18 protein-coding genes, 4 tRNA genes and 1 pseudogene are annotated in these 22,737 nt (G+C 69.7%); 10 read left to right on the plus strand and 13 right to left on the minus strand.

Features of this window, described 5'->3' with window-relative positions:
• Positions 1-36 precede the first annotated feature (36 nt).
• The 8 genes from P8T65_RS13095 to P8T65_RS13130 all read right to left on the minus strand — a co-directional run bounded on the left by P8T65_RS13095 (position 37) and on the right by P8T65_RS13130 (position 4,044).
• A tRNA-Gln gene (locus tag P8T65_RS13095) sits at positions 37-108 on the minus strand.
• 20 nt (positions 109-128) lie between these two features.
• A tRNA-Glu gene (locus P8T65_RS13100) sits at positions 129-201 on the minus strand.
• A gap of 62 nt (positions 202-263) precedes the next feature.
• Positions 264-336 (minus strand) — tRNA-Glu (locus tag P8T65_RS13105).
• Between the two features lie 40 nt (positions 337-376).
• Positions 377-448: transfer RNA gene (locus P8T65_RS13110), tRNA-Gln, on the minus strand.
• 90 nt (positions 449-538) lie between these two features.
• Positions 539-1,270, minus strand: a complete 732-nt coding sequence (locus tag P8T65_RS13115; protein ID WP_316725610.1) for an HAD family hydrolase — start codon at positions 1,268-1,270, stop codon at positions 539-541.
• Positions 1,271-1,403: 133 nt separating this feature from the next.
• Complete coding sequence (gene gltX / locus P8T65_RS13120) at positions 1,404-2,879, minus strand: glutamate--tRNA ligase (RefSeq protein WP_215449167.1); 1,476 nt, start codon at positions 2,877-2,879, stop codon at positions 1,404-1,406.
• Complete coding sequence (locus tag P8T65_RS13125) at positions 2,872-3,648, minus strand: fumarylacetoacetate hydrolase family protein (RefSeq protein ID WP_215449166.1); 777 nt, start codon at positions 3,646-3,648, stop codon at positions 2,872-2,874. Before P8T65_RS13125 ends, gltX begins: the two co-directional genes overlap by 8 nt.
• A 216-nt stretch (positions 3,649-3,864) precedes the next feature.
• Positions 3,865-4,044 carry a hypothetical protein gene (locus P8T65_RS13130; RefSeq protein WP_316725611.1) on the minus strand — a complete coding sequence of 60 codons (180 nt, stop codon included), beginning with the start codon at positions 4,042-4,044 and terminating at the stop codon, positions 3,865-3,867.
• A gap of 603 nt (positions 4,045-4,647) precedes the next feature.
• Here P8T65_RS13130 and P8T65_RS13135 point away from each other — a divergent pair.
• The 8 genes from P8T65_RS13135 to P8T65_RS13170 all read left to right on the plus strand — a co-directional run bounded on the left by P8T65_RS13135 (position 4,648) and on the right by P8T65_RS13170 (position 15,259).
• Positions 4,648-8,499 carry a nitrate- and nitrite sensing domain-containing protein gene (locus P8T65_RS13135; RefSeq protein WP_316725612.1) on the plus strand — a complete coding sequence of 1,284 codons (3,852 nt, stop codon included), beginning with the start codon at positions 4,648-4,650 and terminating at the stop codon, positions 8,497-8,499.
• A 9-nt stretch (positions 8,500-8,508) separates the two neighbouring features.
• A complete protein-coding gene (locus tag P8T65_RS13140) occupies positions 8,509-8,922 on the plus strand; it encodes a roadblock/LC7 domain-containing protein (protein ID WP_005479910.1) in 414 nt (137 codons plus the stop codon).
• A gap of 111 nt (positions 8,923-9,033) precedes the next feature.
• Positions 9,034-9,432, plus strand: a complete 399-nt coding sequence (locus P8T65_RS13145; RefSeq protein ID WP_009314205.1) for a DUF742 domain-containing protein — start codon at positions 9,034-9,036, stop codon at positions 9,430-9,432.
• Positions 9,413-9,988 (plus strand): ATP/GTP-binding protein, encoded by a 576-nt coding sequence (locus P8T65_RS13150; RefSeq protein WP_230220685.1) that lies wholly within the window; start codon positions 9,413-9,415, stop codon positions 9,986-9,988. Before P8T65_RS13145 ends, P8T65_RS13150 begins: the two co-directional genes overlap by 20 nt.
• 398 nt (positions 9,989-10,386) lie before the next feature.
• Positions 10,387-13,605, plus strand: a complete 3,219-nt coding sequence (locus P8T65_RS13155; RefSeq protein ID WP_316725613.1) for a nitrate- and nitrite sensing domain-containing protein — start codon at positions 10,387-10,389, stop codon at positions 13,603-13,605.
• Between the two features lie 10 nt (positions 13,606-13,615).
• A complete protein-coding gene (locus P8T65_RS13160; RefSeq protein ID WP_004983065.1) occupies positions 13,616-14,029 on the plus strand; it encodes a roadblock/LC7 domain-containing protein in 414 nt (137 codons plus the stop codon).
• A gap of 98 nt (positions 14,030-14,127) precedes the next feature.
• Positions 14,128-14,697 (plus strand): DUF742 domain-containing protein, encoded by a 570-nt coding sequence (locus P8T65_RS13165; protein WP_230220680.1) that lies wholly within the window; start codon positions 14,128-14,130, stop codon positions 14,695-14,697.
• Positions 14,678-15,259 (plus strand): ATP/GTP-binding protein, encoded by a 582-nt coding sequence (locus tag P8T65_RS13170; RefSeq protein WP_013000463.1) that lies wholly within the window; start codon positions 14,678-14,680, stop codon positions 15,257-15,259. The genes P8T65_RS13165 and P8T65_RS13170 overlap by 20 nt, the downstream gene beginning before the upstream one ends.
• A 272-nt stretch (positions 15,260-15,531) precedes the next feature.
• Here P8T65_RS13170 and P8T65_RS13175 read toward each other — a convergent pair whose 3' ends face one another.
• From P8T65_RS13175 to P8T65_RS13185, 3 genes are all read right to left on the minus strand, one after another.
• Positions 15,532-15,726: an acyl-CoA carboxylase epsilon subunit gene (locus P8T65_RS13175; RefSeq protein WP_230220678.1), complete on the minus strand. Its 195-nt coding sequence runs from the start codon at positions 15,724-15,726 to the stop codon at positions 15,532-15,534.
• 56 nt (positions 15,727-15,782) lie between these two features.
• Positions 15,783-17,366: an acyl-CoA carboxylase subunit beta gene (locus tag P8T65_RS13180; protein ID WP_316725614.1), complete on the minus strand. Its 1,584-nt coding sequence runs from the start codon at positions 17,364-17,366 to the stop codon at positions 15,783-15,785.
• A 165-nt stretch (positions 17,367-17,531) separates the two neighbouring features.
• Complete coding sequence (locus tag P8T65_RS13185; RefSeq protein ID WP_399098843.1) at positions 17,532-19,877, minus strand: polysaccharide lyase 8 family protein; 2,346 nt, start codon at positions 19,875-19,877, stop codon at positions 17,532-17,534.
• A 148-nt stretch (positions 19,878-20,025) separates the two neighbouring features.
• Here P8T65_RS13185 and P8T65_RS13190 point away from each other — a divergent pair, with 148 nt between their 5' ends.
• Positions 20,026-20,643: a YceI family protein gene (locus P8T65_RS13190; RefSeq protein ID WP_316725616.1), complete on the plus strand. Its 618-nt coding sequence runs from the start codon at positions 20,026-20,028 to the stop codon at positions 20,641-20,643.
• A 293-nt stretch (positions 20,644-20,936) separates the two neighbouring features.
• Here the strand turns inward: P8T65_RS13190 and P8T65_RS47245 are convergent.
• Both P8T65_RS47245 and P8T65_RS47250 read right to left on the minus strand, forming a co-directional pair.
• Positions 20,937-21,125 (minus strand): annotated as a pseudogene (locus P8T65_RS47245) (phosphotransferase); the annotation flags it as partial.
• Positions 21,107-21,415: a phosphotransferase gene (locus tag P8T65_RS47250; protein ID WP_399098845.1), complete on the minus strand. Its 309-nt coding sequence runs from the start codon at positions 21,413-21,415 to the stop codon at positions 21,107-21,109. The pseudogene P8T65_RS47245 and the gene P8T65_RS47250, both read right to left, overlap by 19 nt.
• A gap of 435 nt (positions 21,416-21,850) precedes the next feature.
• Here P8T65_RS47250 and P8T65_RS13200 point away from each other — a divergent pair, with 435 nt between their 5' ends.
• Positions 21,851-22,633 (plus strand): serine protease, encoded by a 783-nt coding sequence (locus tag P8T65_RS13200; protein WP_316725618.1) that lies wholly within the window; start codon positions 21,851-21,853, stop codon positions 22,631-22,633.
• Positions 22,634-22,737: the final 104 nt, after the last annotated feature.

Here is a 22,737-nt window from a genome sequence, read left to right on the forward strand (position 1 = left end):
TGCAAGCGTTGAGTACTGCACCGCCGCAGGTCCGAGCTGGTCTACCTGGACTCGAACCAAGACTAACTGAACCAGAATCAGTCGTGCTGCCAATTACACCATAGACCAATATGGTTTAGACCAGTCAGTACCCCCGACCGGATTCGAACCGGCGCTACCGCCTTGAGAGGGCGGCGTGCTAGGCCGCTACACAACGGGGGCCCTAGCGATCCTGCATCGAGGTGAGCGGGTGCGACCCGAACTCTCCCCGCGGGAAGGATCTGTACCCCCGACCGGATTCGAACCGGCGCTACTGCCTTGAGAGGGCAGCGTGCTAGGCCGCTACACAACGGGGGCTTCGCGGAGTTGATCTCCGCCTGCAGATGAGCTCTGCGAGCTGGCCTACCTGGACTCGAACCAAGACTAACTGAACCAGAATCAGTCGTGCTGCCAATTACACCATAGGCCACTGGAACGCAAGCCCCTGAGGGGATCTTGTTCTAGTTCGCTCCGTCGGTTCCGGCCTTTCGGCCCGCTCTCCGGCGGCGCAGAAAGAACATTACCCGAAGGTGGACGGCGCTCCAAAACGGGTATCCGAGCCGAGGATCGCGGGGAGTTCGGCGAGGGTGGCGATCCGGTGCGGCCCGAGGGGCGGGTCGACGGTCGCGTAGAGACCGCCGCGGTCGATCCAGACGGACAGCAGACCGGCGTCGGCGGCGCCCCGGCCGTCGATCTCCGGGTGGTCGCCGACGTACGCGACCTCGTGCGGAGGCAGTTCCATGGCCTCGCAGGCGACGTGGAAGGCCTCGGCGGCCGGCTTGTGGACACCCAGTTGTTCGGCGCACAGCACCGTCTCGAAGCGGTCCCACACCCCGAGGGTGCGCAGCTTGCGTTCCTGGACGGGGAGGCTGGAGTTGGAGAGGACCGCGTGCCGGTGGCTGGCGGCGAGGGCGTCGAGCACGGGCAGGACGTCCGGGAAGAGCGACCAGGCCCGCTCGTAGTGCGCGACGTAGCGCTCGAACCAGGCGTCGGCCTCCGCGTCGGTCAGGGGCCGGCCCTGGAAATCGCGCACCCGGTCGCGGCGGGTGGACTCCCAGTCGCCCTCGCCCGCCGCGTACCGCCGCCAGTGCAGGCTGGTGAGGTCGCGCCAGCGGGTCAGGGCCTCCTCGACCGACTCGTGCCCGGGCAGCAGGCCCTCGGCGGTGAGATGGTCCCGCATTCCGGCCTGGTCGGCCGCCGTGTAGTCGAAGAGGGTGTCGTCGACGTCCCAGAGCACCGCCTTGATGTCCATGATCCGACGGTAGCCGCAGGGCGGCCGTCCTGTCCGGAGGACGGGAGACGGGACGACGAAGGGCGGCACCCGGTCCTCCGAGTGCCGCCCCTCACCTGCGCCGTTCGTCACACAAGAGCGCCGCGGGCGCGCGTCACGCGGCCAGCCTGGCCAGCGCCGCGTCGATCCTCGCCAGCGTCTTCTCCTTGCCCAGGATCTCCAGGGACTCGAACAGAGGGAGGCCGACCGTGCGGCCGGTGACGGCGACGCGGACGGGGGCCTGGGCCTTGCCGAGCTTGAGGCCGTGCGCCTCGCCGGCGGCCAGGACGGCCTCCTTCAGTGACTCGGCCGAGGTCCAGTCGGCGGACTCCAGCTTCTCGCGGGCCGTGCGGAGCAGGGCGTCGGAGCCCTCCTTCATGGCCTTGGTCCAGCTGGCCTCGTCCTCGGCCGGCTCCGGCAGGAACAGGAAATCAACGTTCTCCGTGATCTCCGAGAGGACCTTGAGGCGGGTCTGGGCGTGGGGGGCGATCGCCTCCCACTTGGCCTCGTCGAAGTCCTCCGGCGCCCAGGGGGCGAAGGGGGCCTTCAGCCAGGGGGCGCAGCGCTCGGTGAACTCCTTCACATCCAGCAGACGGATGTGGTCGGCGTTGATCGCCTCGGCCTTCTTCAGGTCGAAGCGGGCCGGGTTGGGGTTCACGTCGGCGATGTCGAAGGCGGCGACCATCTCCTCGATCGTGAAGATGTCCTGGTCGGCGGAGAGCGACCAGCCGAGCAGGGAGAGGTAGTTGAGCAGGCCCTCGGGGAGGAAGCCGCGCTCGCGGTAGAGGTTGAGCGAGGACTGCGGGTCGCGCTTCGACAGCTTCTTGTTGCCCTCACCCATCACGTACGGCAGGTGGCCGAAGGAGGGGACCTCCTTGGCGATGCCCAGCTCGATCAGCGCCTTGTAGAGGGCGATCTGGCGGGGGGTGGAGGAGAGCAGGTCCTCGCCGCGCAGGACGTGGGTGATCTCCATCAGGGCGTCGTCGACCGGGTTGACCAGCGTGTAGAGCGGGGCCCCGTTGGCGCGGACGATGCCGTAGTCCGGCACGTTCTCCGGGGTGAAGGTCAGCTCGCCGCGGACCAGGTCGGTGAAGGTGATCGTCTCGTCGGGCATCCGGAAGCGGACGATCGGCTCACGGCCCTCGGCCTCGTACTGGGCCTTCTGCTCCGGGGTGACCTCGCGGCACTTGCCGTCGTAGCCGGAGGGCTTCCCGGCGGCGCGTGCGGCGTCGCGGCGCTCCTCCAGCTCGGAGGCGGTGCAGTAGCAGTAGTAGGCGTGGCCGGCGTCCTTGAGCTTCTCGGCCACCTCCCGGTACGTCTCCATGCGCTGCGACTGGCGGTACGGCGCGTGCGGGCCGCCGATCTCGGGCCCCTCGTCCCAGGTGAAGCCCAGCCAGCGCAGGGAGTCCAGGAGCTGCTCGTAGGACTCCTCGGAGTCGCGGGCCGCGTCGGTGTCCTCGATGCGGAAGACGAACGTGCCGCCGGTGTGGCGGGCGAACGCCCAGTTGAACAGGGCCGTGCGGACCAGGCCCACATGGGGGTTGCCGGTCGGGGACGGACAGAAACGTACGCGGACGGAGCCGTTAGCCACGCTTGATCACCTTGTTGGTGAGAGTGCCGATGCCTTCGATGGTGACGGCGACCTCGTCGCCGACGTTGAGGGGGCCGACCCCTGCCGGGGTGCCCGTGAGGATCACGTCGCCGGGGAGCAGCGTCATGGCCTCGGTGATGTTGACGATCAGGTCCTCGATGGAGTTGATCATCTCGCTCGTCCGGCCGAGCTGGCGCTGCCCGCCGTTGACGGTGAGCTGGATGGTCAGGTCGCTCGGGTCGAGGTCGGTCTCCACCCAGGGGCCCAGCGGGCAGGAGGTGTCGAAGCCCTTGGCCCGGGCCCACTGCTTCTCGCGCTTCTGGACGTCCCGGGCGGTGATGTCGTTGGCGCAGGTGTAGCCGAAGATCACGTCCTTGACGCGTTCGCGCGGGACCTCGCGGCACATCCGGCCGATGACCACGGCGAGCTCGGCCTCGTGGTGGAGGTCTTCGGAGAAGGAGGGGTACTGGATCTCGTCGCCGGGGCCGATCACCGAGGTGGCGGGCTTGAAGAAGGCGAACGGGGCGTCAGGGACCTCGTTGCCCAGCTCGCGGGCGTGTTCGGCGTAGTTGCGGCCGAAGGCCACGACCTTGTTGGGGAGCACCGGCGGCAGCAGCCTGACCTTGTTGACCGGGACCTTCGTCCCGGAGAGCTCGAAGTCCGCGAACGGGATGCCCTTGATGATGTCGAGGACGAGCTCGTCCGGCTTGTCGCCCTCGACCGCGCCGAAGGCTACGTTCCCGTCGATGGAGAACCTGGCGATGCGCACGGGATGCTTGCGCCCCTTAACTGAGCTGGCTGGAGTCTGACGGTCCAGGCTAACGCGGGGCGAGGTGGCCGCCTCGCGTATTGACCCGGCAGTCGCGCGGAAGGGCGCCCGGCACGTGCCGGGCGCCCTTCCGCGGAGCCCTCACAGGAATCCGCCGATTCTTCACCGGAACCGACTTGAGTGATCGGCGGATTCCGCGCGTACTTGAGCCTGCAACTACTCCGCTGCCAGGACCGGGATGGTCATCAGGACCGTCCGGCGGGGGTTGGCGGTCACGGAGGGGAGGTCGACGGAGTGCTCCTGCTCCGGCGTACGCAGGTCCTCGGCGTCTTCGAGATGGGCCAGGGTCGTGCGCCGGGGGTTGGCTATCGTGCGGAACATCGTCGTCGTCTTCACTGTTGTCCTGGACCTCGTCGTGTACGGGCGCCGGGCGGGCCGGAAGGGCCGTCCCACAAGCGCGGGTTGTCGGATTCGCCATCCCTGTAAAGCGTCAGGCTAAACATCCGATTCCCGGGTCAAGTCGTGAAGAAGGCATGATCGGCGTGTGAGTTTGCTCACTCAGTCATGGGTAAAACGGGCAATCCCGGCCATCAACTCGCCCCCTCGAAACGGACATAAGCGACCTGAAGCACGCATTCCGCTCCTGATCATGGCGACTGGGACACCCCACTCATACCCCTGGATCGCACGGGTATGTCCGTAATGAACGGAAACACCTTCCACGCCTGGTGACGTAGCCCTCACAGTCTGTCACAGTGAACAGACCGTTACCCATTGGCCTTGTTGGAGATCCGGCACTGTGCTGGAATTCCACGGACCGCCGCCGGATCGTGCCGGCGCGCAGAGGCGCAAGAACAGCGCCTGGTGGCGGTGGAAGGGGGAGCCAGCGCCGGTCACTCACGACCACCAATTGGGGACGTATTCAGGGCGCCCCCGAAGACGCCGACACCGTCCCGCCGTTCACGCGGTGGGGCGCCTGGTCCAGAGGTTGCGACGCTAGTGCAGGGACGTTTCAAGAGGGATGGCAGCGCTTCGGCGGAGCCGGAGCCACACAACGGAACCGGCAACGGTTCCTCCCCCCAGCACGCCCAGAACCCGGGTCCGGCGGAGATCGGCGACGGCGGGGAGCGCTCCGGGCGCCCCGGCTCGTCAGTTGCTCCCGTGCCGCCCGGGAAGCCCAAGGGCGGCACCAAGACCGGAGTCGGCAACGGCTCCCGAATAGCCCTGCGCAACTGGCGCATCTCGACCCGTCTCGTGTCGCTGCTCGCGCTCCCCGTGGTGGCGGCGACCTCGCTCGGTGCCCTGCGCATCGGCGACAACGTGGACGACATCCAGCAGCTCGACAACATGCGGCTGCTGACCGACATGACCAAGCAGGCGACCGAACTCGCCGCCGCGCTCCAGCAGGAGCGCGACCTGTCGGCCGGTCCCCTCGCGCACGGTCTGGACGCCACCGACTTCACCGTCAAGGGCACCCGCGAGAAGACGGACCAGGCCCGCATCCAGTTCACCGACGCGACCCAGGCCGCCGATGCCGCGAGCACCACCGCGAAGATGCCCGGCGTCCGCGACAGCCTCGTCCGGGTGGTGCGCGAGCTCTACAACCTCAGCACCATCCGCAAGAACGCCTACGTGGACCCCAAGAACTCCACGCAGACGGTCGAGGCCTACCACCGACTGATCTCCCAGCTGCTGGACCTGTCCACGGACATGGCCGAGGCCACCAGCAACCCGGACATGATCAAGCGGACCCGTGCCCTGGCGGCCTTCTCCTCCGCGAAGGAGTACGCCTCCATCCAGCGCGCGGTCATCGCGGCGGCGCTCCCCGCCACCGACGACAAGGCCGGCAAGCTCTCCGAGAACGACCGGCTCTACGCGAACTCGGCGCTGTCGAACGAGGAGTCGGACCGCAGCACCTTCTCCGACATCTACGGATCCGGTGCCGAGGAGCTGACCAAGCCGATCGACGACGCGAGCCCCACCATCGAGGCCGCCGACCTCTACGCAGACCGGGTGCTCGCCAGCGCCGGCGGTCTGGGCGGCCAGGACAACCGCTCGTACCGGGACTGGACCGACGACTCGTCGGCCAAGATCGAGCAGATGAAGAAGATCGAGGGCTCGCTCCTCGAGCAGATGGAACAGACCGCTCGCAACCTGCGCGCCGACGCCGAGCAAGAGGCGATCATCTCCGGTGCGCTCATCCTGCTCGTGCTCGGTGTCTCCCTGGTCGGCGCCTTCGTCGTGGCCCGGTCCATGATCCGCTCGCTGCGGCGGCTGCAGGACACCGCGACCAAGGTCGCCCAGGACCGGCTGCCCGAGCTGGTCAAGCAGCTCTCGGAGTCGGACCCGCAGGACGTCGACACCTCCGTCGAGTCGGTCGGTGTGCACTCCCGGGACGAGATCGGCCAGGTCGCCGCGGCCTTCGACGACGTGCACCGCGAGGCCGTCCGCCTCGCCGCCGAGCAGGCCCTCCTGCGGGGCAACGTCAACGCGATGTTCACCAACCTCTCGCGCCGCTCCCAGGGCCTCATCCAGCGTCAGCTGTCGCTCATCTCCGAACTGGAGTCGCGCGAGGCCGACCCGGACCAGCTGTCCTCCCTGTTCAAGCTCGACCACCTCGCCACCCGCATGCGCCGTAACGGTGAGAACCTCCTCGTCCTCGCCGGTGAGGAGCCCGGCCGCCGCTGGACCCGTCCGGTCCCGCTGGTCGACGTGCTCCGCGCCGCCGCGTCCGAGGTGGAGCAGTACGAGCGCATCGAACTGGCCTCCGTGCCGACGACCGAGGTCGCCGGCCGCGTGGTCAACGACCTCGTGCACCTCCTCGCCGAGCTGCTGGAGAACGCCACCTCCTTCTCCTCGCCGCAGACCAAGGTCAAGGTCACCGGTCACGCCCTGCCCGACGGCCGGGTGCTGATCGAGATCCACGACACCGGTATCGGCCTCTCCCCCGAGGACCTCGCGGCGATCAACGAGCGGCTCGCCTCGCCGCCCACCGTGGACGTCTCGGTCTCCCGCCGCATGGGTCTGTTCGTGGTCGGCCGGCTGTCGCAGCGCCACGGCATCCGTATCCAGCTGCGTCCGTCCGACTCTGGCGGTACGACCGCGCTCGTCATGCTTCCCGTCGACGTGGCCCAGGGCAACAAGAAGCCCACCCCGGGCAAGTCCGGTCAGGGTGCCCCCTCCACCGGTGGCCCCGCCGCCGCGCAGGCCGCGGCCGGTGCCGCGGCCGCGCGTCGCCAGGCGGGCAACCAGTCGGGTCCGCCGCTCGGCGGCCCCTCCGCCGGTGGTGGCCTCCTGGGCGGAGCGCCGCAGCGTGGGCAGGTCGGCGCGGGCCAGGGTCCGCGGGCCGCGCTGCCCGGCAACCCCGGTGGCCCTGGCGGCTTCGGCAACCCCGGCGCCCCGCGTGGGCCGCAGGGTGGTCCGCCGGCGCCCCCGCAGGCCGGCCGGCCGGCTCCGGCGGGTGCCGGTGCCGGTGGGTTCGGCGGCGGTGGGTTCGGCGGCGGTCAGGCGCCGGGTGCCCCGCAGGGACTGCAGGCTGCCGGGACCGGTGGTCCGGGCGGCTTCGAGAACTTCGACGACTCCGGACGCCAGAGCGGCTTCCCGACCGGCGCGGGCCTGCGCCCGGCCGGGCCCGGTGACACCGGTGCGGGACGGCCGGCCGGGGCCGACAACGGCCCCGGCGCCGTGCCGCCCAAGCAGGGCAAGGAACGTTCCGGCAGGCGTCGCCCGCAGCTGCCCGGCCGCGGTGGCGCACGCGCCGAGCTGCCCGGTGGCAACTCCCCGGCGCGGCCGAGCTGGAGCGACGAGAACGCGCAGCCGCAGGTGCCGCGCGCCTCGCTGGACGCCCCGCGCGGCCACGAGGAGCAGCCGGACGTCACCGCCCCGATGCCGCGCGTCGACCCCCACCAGGGTCCTGGCCCGTCCAACGACTTCCCGCATGCGCCGCAGGGCGACTTCGACAGCCGACGCCCCGGTGCGGGCACCCCGCAGAACGGGACCGGCTCCTACGTCCGCTCCGACGTGTTCGGCGGGGCCGGTGCTCCGCCGGCGCCCAACGGTCCGTCCCGCGGCGCCCCGCAGGACCCGTCCTCCACCGGCCAGTTCGCCACGCCGGGCTACGATGGCTCCGGCACGGGCCAGTTCCCGGTTCCGGGCCGGCAGAACCCGCAGGGCACCGGGCAGTACGGTGCGCCGGGGCGGCAGAACCCGCAGGACACCGGCCAGTTCGAGCGGCCGCAGGTCAACGGCGAGAACTACGGCGCGCCCCGACCGCCGGTTCCGCCGCAGCGTCCCCCGGTGCCCCCGCAGCGTCCCGCGCGCCCGCCGGAGCCGGAGGCACTGCCCCCGGCGACGGGCCCGATGGACGGCCGTACACCGCTGTACGACACGCTGGAGACCAACTGGTTCCACGGTCAGGGCGGCCAGAACGGTCAGAACAGCCAGGGCGGTCATCAGCAGCAGGGCAACGGTTCCGCGCCTCAGCAGCACACCGCTCCGGCGCCCCAGCGTCCTGCGACCGCTCCCCAGCGTCCTGCCGCTCCCGCCGCGTCGGCCTCCTCCAACTGGCGCAGCACTCCCAACGACGACCTGGTCCGCCAGGCCGAACGAGCCCGTCAACCCTCGGCGGGCGGGGTCACCACCTCCGGCCTGCCGCGCCGGGTCCCGCGCGCCAACCTCGTGCCGGGCACGGCTCAGCAGCAACAGCACCAAACCGGTCCGCAGGTCTCGCGTTCGCCTGACGACGTTCGCGGCCGGCTGACCAATCTCCGTCGGGGCATCGCGCAGGGTCGACAGGCCGGCAACGGCCAGACCGGCAGCTTCCCGAGCCCCACTCACCAGCAGGAGCGTTAGTTGAGCCAGATGAGCCAGGCGGCACAGAACCTCAACTGGTTGATCACCAACTTCGTGGACAACACCCCCGGGGTGTCCCACACCGTCGTCGTGTCCGCCGACGGTCTTCTTCTGGCGATGTCGGAAGGTTTTCCGCGCGACCGTGCCGATCAGCTCGCGGCCGTCGCCTCGGGACTCACCTCGCTCACGGCCGGGGCCTCCCGGATCTTCGAGGGCGGGGACGTGGCCCAGACGGTGGTCGAGATGGAGCGCGGATTCCTCTTCCTCATGTCCGTCTCCGACGGATCGTCCCTGGCCGTCCTCGCCCACCCCGAGTGCGACATCGGCCTGGTCGGTTACGAGATGGCGCTGCTCGTCGACCGCGCGGGCGCCGTGCTCACGCCCGACCTGCGCGCCGAACTCCAAGGCAGTCTGCTCCACTGACGCCTGCGGATCCACAGAACTCACCACATCACCGTCCGGCCGACACAGTCCCCCCACCGGCCCCCGTCAGACGGCACGACTGACCGACTTGCTGTCCCGCCCGGAGGATCAATGACCCCGCCCACCGCTCCTCACGATCCGTACGCAGAGCCGTACGGAGACGAGGGCGACCAGCCGCTGGTACGGCCGTACGCCATGACCGGTGGCCGGACGCGGCCGCGTTACCAGCTCGCCCTCGAGGCGCTGATCAGCACGACGGCAGACCCCGCGCACCTGATGGGGCTGCTCCCCGAGCACCAGCGGATCTGCCACCTCTGCCACGAGGTGAAGTCGGTGGCCGAGGTGTCGGCCCTGCTGTCCATGCCGCTCGGTGTGGCACGGATCCTGGTCGCGGACCTCGCCGAGGCCGGACTCGTCGCGATCCATCAGCCCGGTGGCGACGAGAACGCCGGTGGCGCTCCGGACGTGACTCTGCTGGAAAGGGTGCTCAGTGGACTTCGGAAGCTCTGAAGCGGGACGGGCCACCACCTCCGCGAAGATCGTGGTGGCGGGCGGTTTCGGCGTGGGCAAGACCACGTTCGTAGGGGCCGTCTCGGAGATCAACCCGCTGCGTACCGAGGCCGTGATGACGTCCGCGTCCGCGGGCATCGACGACCTCACCCACACCGGGGACAAGACGACCACCACGGTCGCCATGGACTTCGGCCGTATCACCCTCGACCAGGACCTGATCCTGTACCTCTTCGGCACGCCGGGGCAGGACCGCTTCTGGTTCATGTGGGACGACCTGGTCCGCGGCGCCATCGGTGCCGTGGTGCTGGTCGACACCCGTCGTCTCGCCGACTGCTTCCCGGCCGTCGACTACTTCGAGAACAGCGGCCTGCCCTTCGTCATCGCCCTCAACGGCTTCGACGGGCACCAGCCGTACACGCCCGACGAGGTGCGTGAGGCTCTGCAGATCGGGCCCGACACCCCGATCCTCACGACGGACGCCCGCCACCGCTCGGACGCCAAGTCGGCCCTGATCACCCTGGTCGAGCACGCGCTCATGGCGCGGCTGCGCTAGGGAACAGGCGCCGAAGCGCCACGACTGGGCCCAAAACAGGACCCAAGTCCACAACGTCATACGGCAGTTGTCGTAGTTACACCGGAGCCGGCTGTGTCCTTTGACACGGTCGGCCCCGGTGTTCATAACGTTTCGACAGAGAAATAGGGTGGTACGACCACGCGTCGCGGTCGATCAGTGCCGCTGCGCTCACAATGCCCCCGCTTTTTGCCGGGGCTCGCTCTTTATGACCGTTTTATCTGGGACTTACATCACGCGGAATCGTTGCCTCCCAGTGTTTGGAAGTCCTCAGCGTGACGTGCTGGAATGCCTGAACTGCCCATTAGTCAAAGACGTACTAGGGCGTGGAGTCACCCGCGGCACGACGTAGGTGCCGGCGCCGAGAGGTTGTTGGTCGAGTGAGGCGAAGCAAGAAAGGTCCCGAGCCGTCGGCGCGGGGCAACTTCACCCCGCCGCCGCGCGGAGCGGCACCCGCACAAGTGACCGGACCGGAGCCGACGGCAGCTCCCGCGCCCAGCGGCAGTCGTCTCTCCCCCCGCAACTGGCGTGTACCCACTCGCCTCAACGCGATCCTCCTCATACCCGTGCTGGTCGGCCTGGTCATGGGCGGCTTCCAGGTGAAGGGCTCGATCGACACCTGGCAGGAGGCCAAGGACGCCGAGAAGGTCGCCAAGATCGTGGCCGCCGCCGGCATCTACGCCGAGGCGCTGCTCAACGAGCGTGACCTCTCCGCCCAGCCGCTACTGGACGGCGACCGGGACAGCGAGGTCGTCAAGGACGCCCGCGCCTTCACCGACGAGAAGGCGGATGCCTTCCACGCCGAGGTCGTCGGGATGCCCGCCGGGCAGGGCCTGGAGCGCCGTCTGCGCCTGGTCGAGGAGGCCGAGCCGTCGCTGGAGAAACTCCGGCAGACGGCCTTCACCCGGGCCGCCGACCCGGTACAGACCGAAGAGGGCTACGTCACCGTCGAGCACCTCCTGGCGGAGTTCTCCAACGAGCTCGGCCTCGGTACCGGCAACATCACCGCGTACGGTCGTACGGTCTACGCGGTCACGCTCGCCAAGGGCGCCGCCTCTCTGCAGCGCTCGATCGGCACCCACCTGCTGGTCCGGCCCAGCGAGGACGAGAGGGTCTTCCGTCAGCAGGTCACCGCGTTCACCTCGTACGCGTACCTGGAGAACATCGCCGTGCAGGAGTACATCTCCGGCGGCACCGAGGCCGACGCCGCGCGGCTCGAGTCCGTCATGGCGCAGAAGACCGAAGAGGGCAAGAAGCAGGCGGCCGAGGCCGCCGCGAAGGACCCGGACTACGTCGCGCCGCCGGACACCATGCTGAAGATGGTCCAGGCGATCGGCAGCGGCGCCTCCCCCGCGGACCTCGCCAAGCAGGGCGTCACCTACCAGAACTGGATGGCGGCCTCCACGCTGAAGTTCGAGGGCTACAGCGAGGTCGAGACCGAGCTGATCAACAGGGCGGTGTCCGAGGCCGGCCAGATCGCCTCCGACGCCCAGCGCGACGCCTACATCAACGGCGCCATCGTCATCGTCGCCCTGCTCGCCGCGTTCATCATCGCCGGGATCATGGCCCGCCAGATGAGCCGCTCGATGCGCCAGCTGCGCAACGCCGCCTTCGGCATCGCCGAGCAGCGTCTGCCGATGCTGGTCGACCAGCTCTCGCGCACCGACCCCGGCCGCGTCGACACGCGGGTCGCGCCGATCCCCATCAACACCACGGACGAGATCGGCGAAGTCGCCCGCGCCTTCGACCAGGTCCACCGCGAGGCCGTCCGGCTCGCCGCCGAGCAGGCCCTGCTGCGGGGCAACATCAACGCCATCTTCACCAACCTCTCGCGCCGCAACCAGTCGCTGATCGAGGGCCAGCTGACCCTGATCACCGACCTGGAGAACAACGAGGCCGACCCGGACCAGTTGGAGAACCTCTTCAAGCTGGACCACCTGGCGACCCGTATGCGCCGCAACGGTGAGAACCTCCTTGTTCTCGCCGGCGAGGAGCCCGGCCGTCGCTGGGACCAGCCGGTCCCGCTGATCGACGTGCTGCGCGCCGCCTCCTCCGAGGTCGAGCAGTACGAGCGCATCGAGCTCTCCGGCGTCCCGGAGGCCGAGATCCACGGCCGCGCCGTGACCGACCTCGTGCACCTGCTGGCCGAGCTCCTGGAGAACGCCACCACGTTCTCCTCCCCGCAGACCAAGGTCCGCGTCACCGCGACCCGTCTCCCCGACGGCCGCGTGATGATCGAGATCCACGACAAGGGCATCGGCCTCACCGCCGAGGACTTCGCGGACATCAACCACAAGCTGGCCAACCCGCCCACCGTGGACGCCGCGATCTCGCAGCGCATGGGTCTGTTCGTGGTCGGCCGGCTGTCCGACCGGCACGGCATCCGGGTCCAGCTCCGCCCCTCGGGCGAGCAGGCCGGTACGACCTCGCTGGTCATGCTGCCCGACGTCATCACCCACGGTGGCGGTGGCGAGCAGCACCAGCCGCAGGGCGACGAGTTCACGGTCTCGCAGATCATCCCGGAGCAGCACTCGTTCCAGCAGCCGGGCATCGCCCCGATGCGGACCGCCGCCGAGCTGGGCTTCGACGACAGCCGGTACGAGGTTCCGGACGACATCCGCGACCTGGACCCCGTGGGCCGTTCCTTGATGCGTGAGGAGCGTCGGGCGGCCCTGGAGTCCCAGGCGCACCAGAGCCCGCAGCTGCCCGGGGCCGAGGCACCGCGCTACGGCGACGACTTCCAGTCGCCCGAGCCGTCCTACGACAACGGCGCGAGCGCGTACGTGGACCCGCAGCGGTCCTACGACCAGCAGACGGCGTACGAGGAGCCGCAGCAGCCGTCGTACGACGAGGCGTACTTCGACCAGAACAACGGCGTGGCGAACGGCAACGGGCACCTGCCGGGCGGGAACGACACGTTCACCGCTACCGGCGGTTATCCTGAGCCCGCCTATGCGGAGTCCGTCCAGGAGGAGCACGCGGCAACCGCCGCGAACGCCCCGGAGACGTACGCGGGCTTCGAAGAGCAGTCCTATCAGGACGACTGGCCGCAGCAGCAGGACTACCAGAGCTCGTACCGCTCCGAGTACGCTCCGGAACCGGAATCTGCGCAGGCCGCTGACGTGAAGGAGCCGGACCGCGTAGGCTTCGACCGTCCGGGATCCACCCCTTCCGCCGGCCACACGCTGACCGACGCCGGCCTTCCCCGCCGCGGCTCCACCGCGAGCGCGGGCGGCACGAGCGCGGGCGCCGCGACCGGACGGCAGGAAGTGGCCCAGGACCAGCCGACGGCCGGGGGACCGAACGGCGACTGGCGCTCGGCCAACGACGAGCGCTGGCAGCAGGCCTCCCAGCTGAAGAAGCCCAAGGCAGGCGGGGTCACCTCCTCCGGTCTGCCGCGGCGGGTGCCCAAGGCCAACCTGGTCGAGGGAGCCGCCCAGACGACCCCGCAGGGAGGTCCACAGATCTCCCGCGCTCCCGAGGACGTCCGGGGCAGACTGAGCAACCTGCGCCGAGGTGTCCAGCGTGGGCGCAACGCAGGCAGTGAAACGAACGGCCAGGGCTTCGGTCCTGACAGCACCTACAACCAGGAGCGTTAGTGTGAGCCCGATGAGCCAGGCGGCACAGAACCTGAACTGGTTGATCACCAATTTCGTGGACAACACCCCCGGGGTGTCGCACACGGTGGTGGTCTCCGCCGACGGACTCCTTCTGGCGATGTCCGAAGGGTTTCCCCGCGACCGTGCCGACCAGCTGGCGGCCGTCGCGTCGGGTCTGACCTCTCTGACCGCGGGTGCCTCCCGCATTTTCGAAGGTGGCAGCGTCAATCAGACGGTCGTGGAGATGGAGCGGGGATTCCTGTTCATCATGTCCATTTCCGACGGTTCCTCGCTCGCCGTACTCGCACATCCGGAAGCCGACATCGGTCTCATCGGGTACGAGATGGCGCTTCTGGTGGATCGTGCCGGTACGGTCCTGACGCCCGATCTTCGTGCGGAGCTCCAGGGCAGCCTGCTCAACTAACAGTCAGACGGTGCGTTTTGGCGTCCCGGGGCCGTAAGGTTTCGGGACGCGGCTTCCAATGAGCCATGGATGCCAGCACAGTCGGAGGAGGAGAGAACGTGGCAACACCACCAGGCGGTTCATCGTCGGGCAACTGGTCCTACCCTGGTCAGGGGCCGGGCCAGGGTGACCAGAACCGGTACAACTTCCCCTCCGCACCGAGCCGTCAGCAGCCGTACGCACCGCAGGGCCCCGGTCCTTCACCGTACGACCAGCCGCCGGCGCCGCGCATCCAGCCCGTGCAGCCGCAACGCCGCAGCCCCGAGCCGTCGCCCGCGGGGGCGGCGCACAACCCCCTGGTGCGCCCGTACGCCATGACGGGCGGCCGCACCAGGCCGCGCTACCAGCTCGCCATCGAGGCGCTGGTGCACACCACCGCGCAGCCGCACCAGATGCAGGGCCAGTTGCCCGAGCATCAGCGGATCTGCAACCTCTGCCGAGAGATCAAGTCGGTCGCCGAGATCTCGGCGCTGCTGACCATCCCCCTCGGCGTGGCCAGGATCCTCGTCGCCGACTTGGCGGAGGCGGGCCTGGTCGCCATCCATCAGCCCGGCGGCGACGAGAACGCCGGCGGCCAGCCAGACGTGACACTGCTCGAAAGGGTGCTCAGTGGACTTCGCAAGCTCTAGCGGCGGTCCTTCCCGCTCCACCACCTCGGCGAAGATCGTGGTGGCGGGTGGCTTCGGCGTGGGCAAGACCACGTTCGTCGGGGCCGTCTCGGAGATCAACCCGCTGCGTACCGAGGCCGTGATGACGTCCGCGTCCGCGGGCATCGACGACCTCACCCACACCGGGGACAAGACGACCACCACGGTCGCCATGGACTTCGGCCGTATCACCCTCGACCAGGACCTGATCCTGTACCTCTTCGGCACGCCGGGGCAGGACCGCTTCTGGTTCATGTGGGACGACCTCGTGCGGGGCGCGATCGGTGCGATCGTCCTGGTGGACACGCGTCGTCTCGCCGACTGCTTCCCGGCCGTCGACTACTTCGAGAACAGCGGGCTCCCCTTCGTCATCGCCCTGAACGGCTTCGACGGGCAGCAGCCTTACAACCCGGACGAGGTGCGTGAGGCGCTGCAGATCGGCCCGGACACCCCGATCATCACGACGGACGCCCGCCACCGCTCGGACGCCAAGTCGGCCCTGATCACCCTGGTCGAGCACGCGCTGATGGCTCGCCTGCGGTAGGCCTGCGGCGCTCAGCCGAGTACGAAAGGGGACCCCTTCCTGTTGTTCCGGGAGGGGTCCCCTTCGTTGTGGGTCGGGTGCGGGTTGGGGGGTTGATCGCGCAGTTCCCTGCGCCCCTGAAAGACACAGGCCCTGCGGGCCTGAAAAGCATGGGCGCAGCCCCGGCTTTTCAGGGGCGCGGGGAACTGCGCGAGAAGCCCCGCCGGAGCCGCACCCGACCCCACACGCCAAAGGACCCCCTCCTTTCGGAAGGGGCCCTTTCAAGCCAAGGCTCAGCGCCAGCTGTGCGGCGCCCTGAAACCCGGCTCGCGTTCCAGGCGGCGCCAGCCCGCGCGGAGGCGGCCGCGGTGGACCGGGGTGGCCTCGGTCGGCCGTGCGGCCGCTCGGGCCAGCAGCAGCGCGGTGATCGCGGCCACTTCCTCCGGCTCGGCGTGGCCCTTCTCGACGCGAATATCAGGCAGCTTCATGGATTCAGTCTCCGTGGATGAGGTTTCCGCAGGGGTACCGCGAAGGATCCGGCGGGTTACTGCGGCGGGTTGCCGTGCTTGCGGGAGGGCAGGTCCGCGTGCTTGGTGTGGAGCATCGCCAGAGAGCGGATGAGGACCGCGCGGGTGTCCGCGGGGTCGATCACGTCGTCCACGAGGCCGCGCTCGGCCGCGTAGTAGGGGTGCATCAGCTCGGCCTTGTACTCCTTGACCATGCGGACCCGCATCGCCTCGGGGTCCTCGGCCTCGGCGATCTGGCGCCGGAAGATGACGTTGGCGGCGCCCTCGGCACCCATGACGGCGATCTCGTTGGTGGGCCAGGCGTAGGTGAGGTCGGCCCCGATGGACTGGCTGTCCATGACGATGTAGGCACCTCCGTACGCCTTGCGCAGGATCAGCGAGATCCGGGGCACGGTCGCGTTGCAGTAGGCGTACAGCAACTTCGCGCCGTGGCGGATGATTCCACCGTGCTCCTGGTCGACGCCCGGGAGGAAGCCGGGTACGTCCAGGAGAGTGATGATCGGGATGTTGAAGGCGTCGCACATCTGCACGAAGCGCGCGGCCTTCTCGCTGGCCTCGATGTCGAGGACGCCCGCGAGGGACTGCGGCTGGTTGGCGACGATGCCGACGACCTGGCCGTCGAGCCGGCCGAGGGCGCAGATGATGTTGCGGGCCCAGCGCTCGTGGATCTCCAGGTAGTCGCCGTCGTCGACGATCTCCTCGATGACCTTGGTCATGTCGTAGGGCCGGTTGCCGTCGGCCGGGACCAGGTCGAGGAGGACGTCGCTGCGGCGGTCCACCGGGTCGGAGGACTCCACACGCGGCGGGTTCTCCCGGTTGTTCTGCGGGAGCATCGACAGCAGGTAACGCACCTCGGCGATGCAGGTCTCCTCGTCGTCGTAGGCGAAGTGCGCCACGCCGGAGGTCTCGGCGTGCACGTCCGCGCCGCCCAGGCCGTTCTGGGTGATCTCCTCACCGGTGACCGCCTTGACGACGTCCGGGCCGGTGATGAACATCTGCGAGGTCTCGCGGACCATGAAGACGAAGTCCGTGAGGGCGGGCGAGTATGCCGCGCCACCGGCGCAGGGTCCGAGCATGACCGAGATCTGCGGGATGACGCCCGAGGCCCGGGTGTTGCGCTGGAAGATGCCGCCGTAGCCCGCCAGCGCCGAGACACCCTCCTGGATCCGGGCGCCCGCGCCGTCGTTGAGCGAGACCAGCGGCGCACCGGCCGCGATGGCCATGTCCATGATCTTATGGATCTTCGTGGCGTGGGCCTCGCCCAGCGCTCCGCCGAAGATCCTGAAGTCATGGGCGTAGACGAAGACCGTACGGCCCTCCACCGTGCCCCAGCCGGTGATCACACCGTCGGTGTACGGCTTCTTGGCCTCCAGACCGAACCCGGTGGCCCGGTGCCGGCGCAGCTGCTCGACCTCGTTGAACGAACCCGCATCCAGCAGCAGCTCGATGCGCTCCCGGGAGGTCAGCTTGCCCTTGGCATGCTGCGCCTCGGTCGCCTTCTCGCTGGGGCCGGCCAACGCCTGGGCACGAATCTCGTGCAGCTCGGCCACTCGCCCGCGCGCGTCCGTCGGCTCACCCGGTGCCTCATCCAAAACGGTCATGTAGTGACCTTACGAAGCCGAGCGAGGAAAGCGGTCCGTCGACTCCGTACAGTCTCCGGCGTGTTTTCCTGGTACCCCTGAACAGAAGCTCGTCGCCATGCAGTCGAACCGACTGCTCAGGGGGTGTGGGGCTTGTAGGAGTCACACAAAGGCGGCTCGGACCTGTCAGGGGAGAATCAGGTCACAGGTGTGAGTGGCGCAGGCCGTGCCGGGGGTGATGCGGAGCCGTAGCCGACCGGGGGCCGACTCCAGTACCTCGACCGGGTCGTCCGCCCGGGTCACCGTACGGAACGGGCCACTCCAGATGATCTCCACCGGCTCGCCCGTGCGCGCCGGTTCGCTCACGCAGAGGGTAGCGCTCCTCCCCCGGCGGCGGACCAGCACGCTCGCCCCGGCGGACGCCGTGAGCGGGCCCGCCGTACCGGGCCTCCAGAAGTTGGCGGCGATCAGCCCGAGCGAGGGGACGTGGACGGCCTGGCTCGTGCTGTCGTTGGTGAAGATCGACAACCAGCGCCGGTCGGCGGCACGGGCCTCGACGGCGTGGCGGGACACTCCGGGCATGAGCAGATAGGCGTAGTCGGCGTTCACCGGATCGGTGCCGTGGTCCAGCCAGAGGGTCTGCCAGCGCCGGGTGCGGCGCTCGGTCGTACCGCCGGTGTTGATGTCGGACCAGGCTCCGGTGCGGTCCTCGCGGAGGGTGCGCAGGGCGCCGTCCGACCGCGCGTCGGGGAGGACCCAGCCGCCGTGGCCGTCCAGATGTGCCCAGCGGCGGCCTCGGACCAGCGGCTGGGGAGCCGCCGTGGCGCCGTTCTGCCCCGGCTCCCCCAGGTTCCGGTTGTCGACCACCGTCTCCACCGGCGCCCCGTCCGCGCACGTGATCCCCGCCCCGAGGCAGATGACGGCGTCCGCGACGCAGAACCACGACTTGCGGGCCCGGAGCGTGGAGCCGAGGCCGGCGAGGTGCTGGCCGATGGCCGCGTACTCGCCGTCGGTCGTACCGCCGACCCAGCGGACGGCGGGCTTCGGCGCGCCCCATTCACCGCCCTCCCGGTCGGCGAGCCGTTTGGTGGAGACGGTGGTGCCGGGGAGGCGGTACCAGTCGACGGTGGGCCAGAACCAGTTCGTGTACTGGTCGCCGTGCCCCTCGGCCCACCACAGGGTGGTCCCCGAACCCGTGTGCCAGCCGCGCGGGTTCTCGCCGTTGCCGCACTCGTAGTGGGCGATGCGGTCGGAGGCCATGGCGATGTTCACGGTGAAGGCGGGGCGGCGGTGGACGGCTCTGTCCATGGCCGGAAAGAGGCGGTGGCCGACGGGTTCGGGCGCGGCGGCGACCGGGGAGGCGGCAACGGCGTGCAGCCGGGCCAGGTCCGCGACACCGAACTGTCGCGCCGTGAGGATCGGTGTCACCGTGTCGCGTTCGATCCACCCCTTGATCCGCCCGTGCCACCGCTCGCGCTCGGCGGGGCCGGCACCGAGCGCGAGCAGCGCGATCGCGGCGATGATCCCCTGACCATGGAAGTGGTCGCTGCGCATGATGTGCCGGTCGTCGCCCTTGAGGTAACCCCGGCTGACAGCACGGCCGTTGACGCTGTCCATCACCAGTCCGTCGAGGACGAGCGGGGCGAAGGCCCGCTCCACGCCGTCGAGCACGGTCCGCCGGTTCGGATCCGTGACCGCCCAGCTCGACCCGGCCAGCAGCGCGAGGAGCCGGCCCAGTCCGTCGAGCAGGACCTGCCCGTACGTGCCCGAGTAGGCGACCCAGGTGTGCTGCACGAACGAGCCGTCGGCGTAGAGGCCGTCCCCCCGGGTGACGTACGGGAAGACGGGTGAGAGGGCGTCGCGGGCGAGGGCGATCTTCTCGGGGGCGCGGCCGAGGATGCCGCGCAGGGCCACGGAGCGGCAGAGGTCGACGCGGTTGGCGCCGGTGGAGGTGCCGCTGTAGTCGCGGAGCATCGCGTCGGGGATGAAGTGGTCGATCGCCGCGCAGGCGTCGGCGATGCGGGCGGGGGTCAGTTCGTCGTACAGGGCGGCGACGATGTCCAGCAGGAGGCGCGGGCTGCCGATCTGCCACTCCCACCAGTTGCCGTAGCGGGTGGTACCGGGGTGGTAGACGGTCGCGGTGAGGTGGTCGAGGCCGCGCAGGACGTCCGCGAGGAGGGCGGTGTCGCCGGTACGGCCGGTGCCGGGCTGGAGGTAGGCCTGGGTCATCGTCCACAGGCGGCTGTAGCTCTGGGTGATTCCCGCGGGCGGGTCGAAGGGGTGGCCCGGCCAGAGGGAGTTCGCGGTGGGCGCCATGGCCGCGCGGAAGGCGTGGGCGAGGTCGCCGGTCTCGCGCAGGCGGGTGGCGTAGGGCTCGGCGGTGGGGTCGTAGCCCTCGCCGAGCGCGATGGCGAGCCAGCGGCGGCGGAGGGTGTCGTACTCCTCGGCCGCGTGGGCGGGGCCGGGAGCGGTCGCGGCCGCCAGGGTCGCGGCGAGGAGCAGGACGGTCCGGCGTGTGGGGGTCATGGCCATGCCGTGTACCACTCGGGAGCCACCGGATCAACAACGCGTGACACAATGATCACTGAATCGACACGGTTGAAAATTGAACGGAATAGGTCTACGGTGGGCCGTGTTCAGTTCGTTGAACATTGAACGACATCACTCAAGGAGTCACGTCATGGGTATCTTCGGCCGCAGCAACTCGACCACCGACACCGCCACCACCTCGGCGACCGTCTCCGCGGTGAACCCCGACCTCGCCGCGCTGACCGGCGACTACTCGATCGACGCGTCCCACACCACGATCGGTTTCACGGCCCGCCACGCCATGGTCACCAACGTCAAGGGCGCCTTCCTGGACTTCTCCGGCAGCCTGCACCTGGACGGTACGGACCCGTCCCTGTCCACCGCCTCCATCGACGTCAAGATGGAGAGCATCGACACCGGCAACGCCGACCGGGACGGTCACCTGAAGAGCGCGGACTTCTTCCGGACGGAGGAGTTCCCGACCATGACCTTCCGCTCCACCAAGGCGGAGGCCCTCGGCGGCGACGACTACCGCATCACCGGCGATCTCTCCATCCTGGGCACGACCAAGCCGCTCACCATCGACCTGGAGTTCAACGGCGCCGCCAAGGACCCCTTCGGCAACGAGCGCGTCGGCTTCGAGGGCAAGGCGGAGATCCTGCGCTCCGAGTGGGGTCTGACCTGGAACGCGGCGCTGGAGACGGGCGGCGTCCTGGTGTCGGACAAGATCAAGCTCACCTTCGACATCTCGGCGATCCGGAACGCGTGACCTCTTCGGCGATCCGGCCGCGCGGTTCCGACACGCTCTGACACGCGGCTGCGACGCCCGCCGAGCCCTCGCCCTCCGACTGCCCACGCGGCAGTCGGAGGGCGAGGGCTCGGCCTTGTCCGTACGCCCTGGACGACCGCGTCCTCCAGCACCTGGTCGAGCACGCGGCGCTGTCGGCCCTCGGGGTCGGGGCTGGACAGTCCCGCCGTACTCACCAGGGCCTTCCACAGTGCCCAGCCCCGGGCCCGTCGCCAGGCGTCGTCAGGGAGGCCGACGGCCTCGCGGAAGACCTTCCGCTCCTCGCCGGTGAAGTGGTTCCAGGCGATCACGAGGTCGCAGGCGGGGTCGCCGACGCCGGAGGAGCCGAAGTCGATGACGGCGGAGAGAGCCCCCTGCGTGGTCAGCAGGTTCCCGACGGAGACGTCACCGTGGAACCAGGTCGGCGCGGAGGGCCAGGCGGAGGTCAGCGCCTCGGCCCCCACGGTCCGGCAGGCCGCGACGTCGACGGAGTCCGCCAGCCGCTCCAGGGCCGCCTCGACCTCGTCGCCGTAGACGCTGGGATGGCAGCCACGGAAGTACGAGTGACGTCCGGCGGCCGGTCGACGCCCGTCGCGACCTCGACCGTCTCCCCCGGGAGCCAGCGCCGCACCGACCACGGGAACGGGTATCCCGCGCCCGGCGCACCGACCGCGACCGGCTCCGGCACGGGCAACGGCACGTGCCGGGCCAAGCTCGGGCAGACAGCGATCCTCCTTGGCCACGGCGGCCACATAGCCCTCCGCACTGGGCAGACGCACCGCGAGCCGGTCCCCGAGCCGGAAGGTCCGGTTGTCCCAGCCCTGCCGGTCGACGGCTCTGACCGGGAGGTCACCCCACTGCGGGAACTGGCTTGCGATCAGGGCGCGTACGAGCTCGGTCGAGGTGTCGATCACCAGGTCAGTGTGCGCACTCCTCCGGCGCCGTCGCACTCCGTTTCTCGCGGGAGGGTTCGCTGATCGGCCGTGGGCGGGAAGCGGGCTGGCTGGTTCGTACCTCTTGTGTGCGCGGTGCCGACGTTCTCATAATCCTGCAACAGAAATTGACCTGGGCATGCCATCGGAGGCGATTTCCTGTCGTCTCATTGGCATGCCTATGCCATATCTGCGGTTCGGCAGTACGTGTCATCGAACGACTCATCGCATGTCAACCCCCCACGGAAGGCATCACGTTGAAGCGACTCATCACCGCCCTGAAGAGATGTGCGGCTGTCGGTGCCGCCGCGCTCGCGATCGCCAGCCTGCAGCCCGTGTCGGCGGCGACGGCCGCGCCGGCGCCGGTGGTCGGCGGAACGCGGGCCGCGCAGGGCGAGTTCCCGTTCATGGTCCGGTTGTCGATGGGCTGTGGCGGCTCCCTGTACACCCAGCAGATCGTGCTCACGGCCGCGCACTGCGTGGGCGCGACGGGCAACAACACCAGCATCACGGCCACGGCCGGTGTCGTGGACCTCCAGAGCACCAGCGGCCGGGTCCAGGTCCGCTCGACCAAGGTCTACCGGGCCCCCGGCTACAACGGCGACGGCAAGGACTGGGCGCTCATCAAGCTCGCCTCGCCCATCAACCTACCGACCCTGAAGATCGCCACGACCACCGCGTACAACTCCGGCACCTTCACGGTCGCCGGCTGGGGCGCGGCCACCCAGGGCGGCGCGCAGCAGCGATACATGCGCAAGGCGACCGTGCCGTTCGTGAGCGACGCGACGTGTCGTTCCTACAGCGGCTACGGCGGGCTCATCGCAGCCGAGGAGATCTGCGCCGGGTACGCGGCGGGTGGCGTCGACACCTGCCAGGGCGACTCCGGCGGTCCGATGTTCCGCCGGGACAACGCCAACCAGTGGATCCAGGTCGGCATCGTCAGCTGGGGCATAGGCTGCGCCCAGCCCAACGCCCCCGGTGTCTACAGCGAGGTGTCGACCTTCGCGTCGCAGATCGCGGCGGCCGCGGCGGCTCTCTGACGAGGCTCCGCGACAGCGCCCGTCGTCTCTCGCACGACCTCGCATGACCTCGTACGACGTCCACGGGCCCGACGGCTCCCAGCGCCGGGCCCGTGTTCGTGTCT

The organism is Streptomyces sp. 11x1 (assembly GCF_032598905.1).
Classification (GTDB): Bacteria; Actinomycetota; Actinomycetes; order Streptomycetales; family Streptomycetaceae; genus Streptomyces.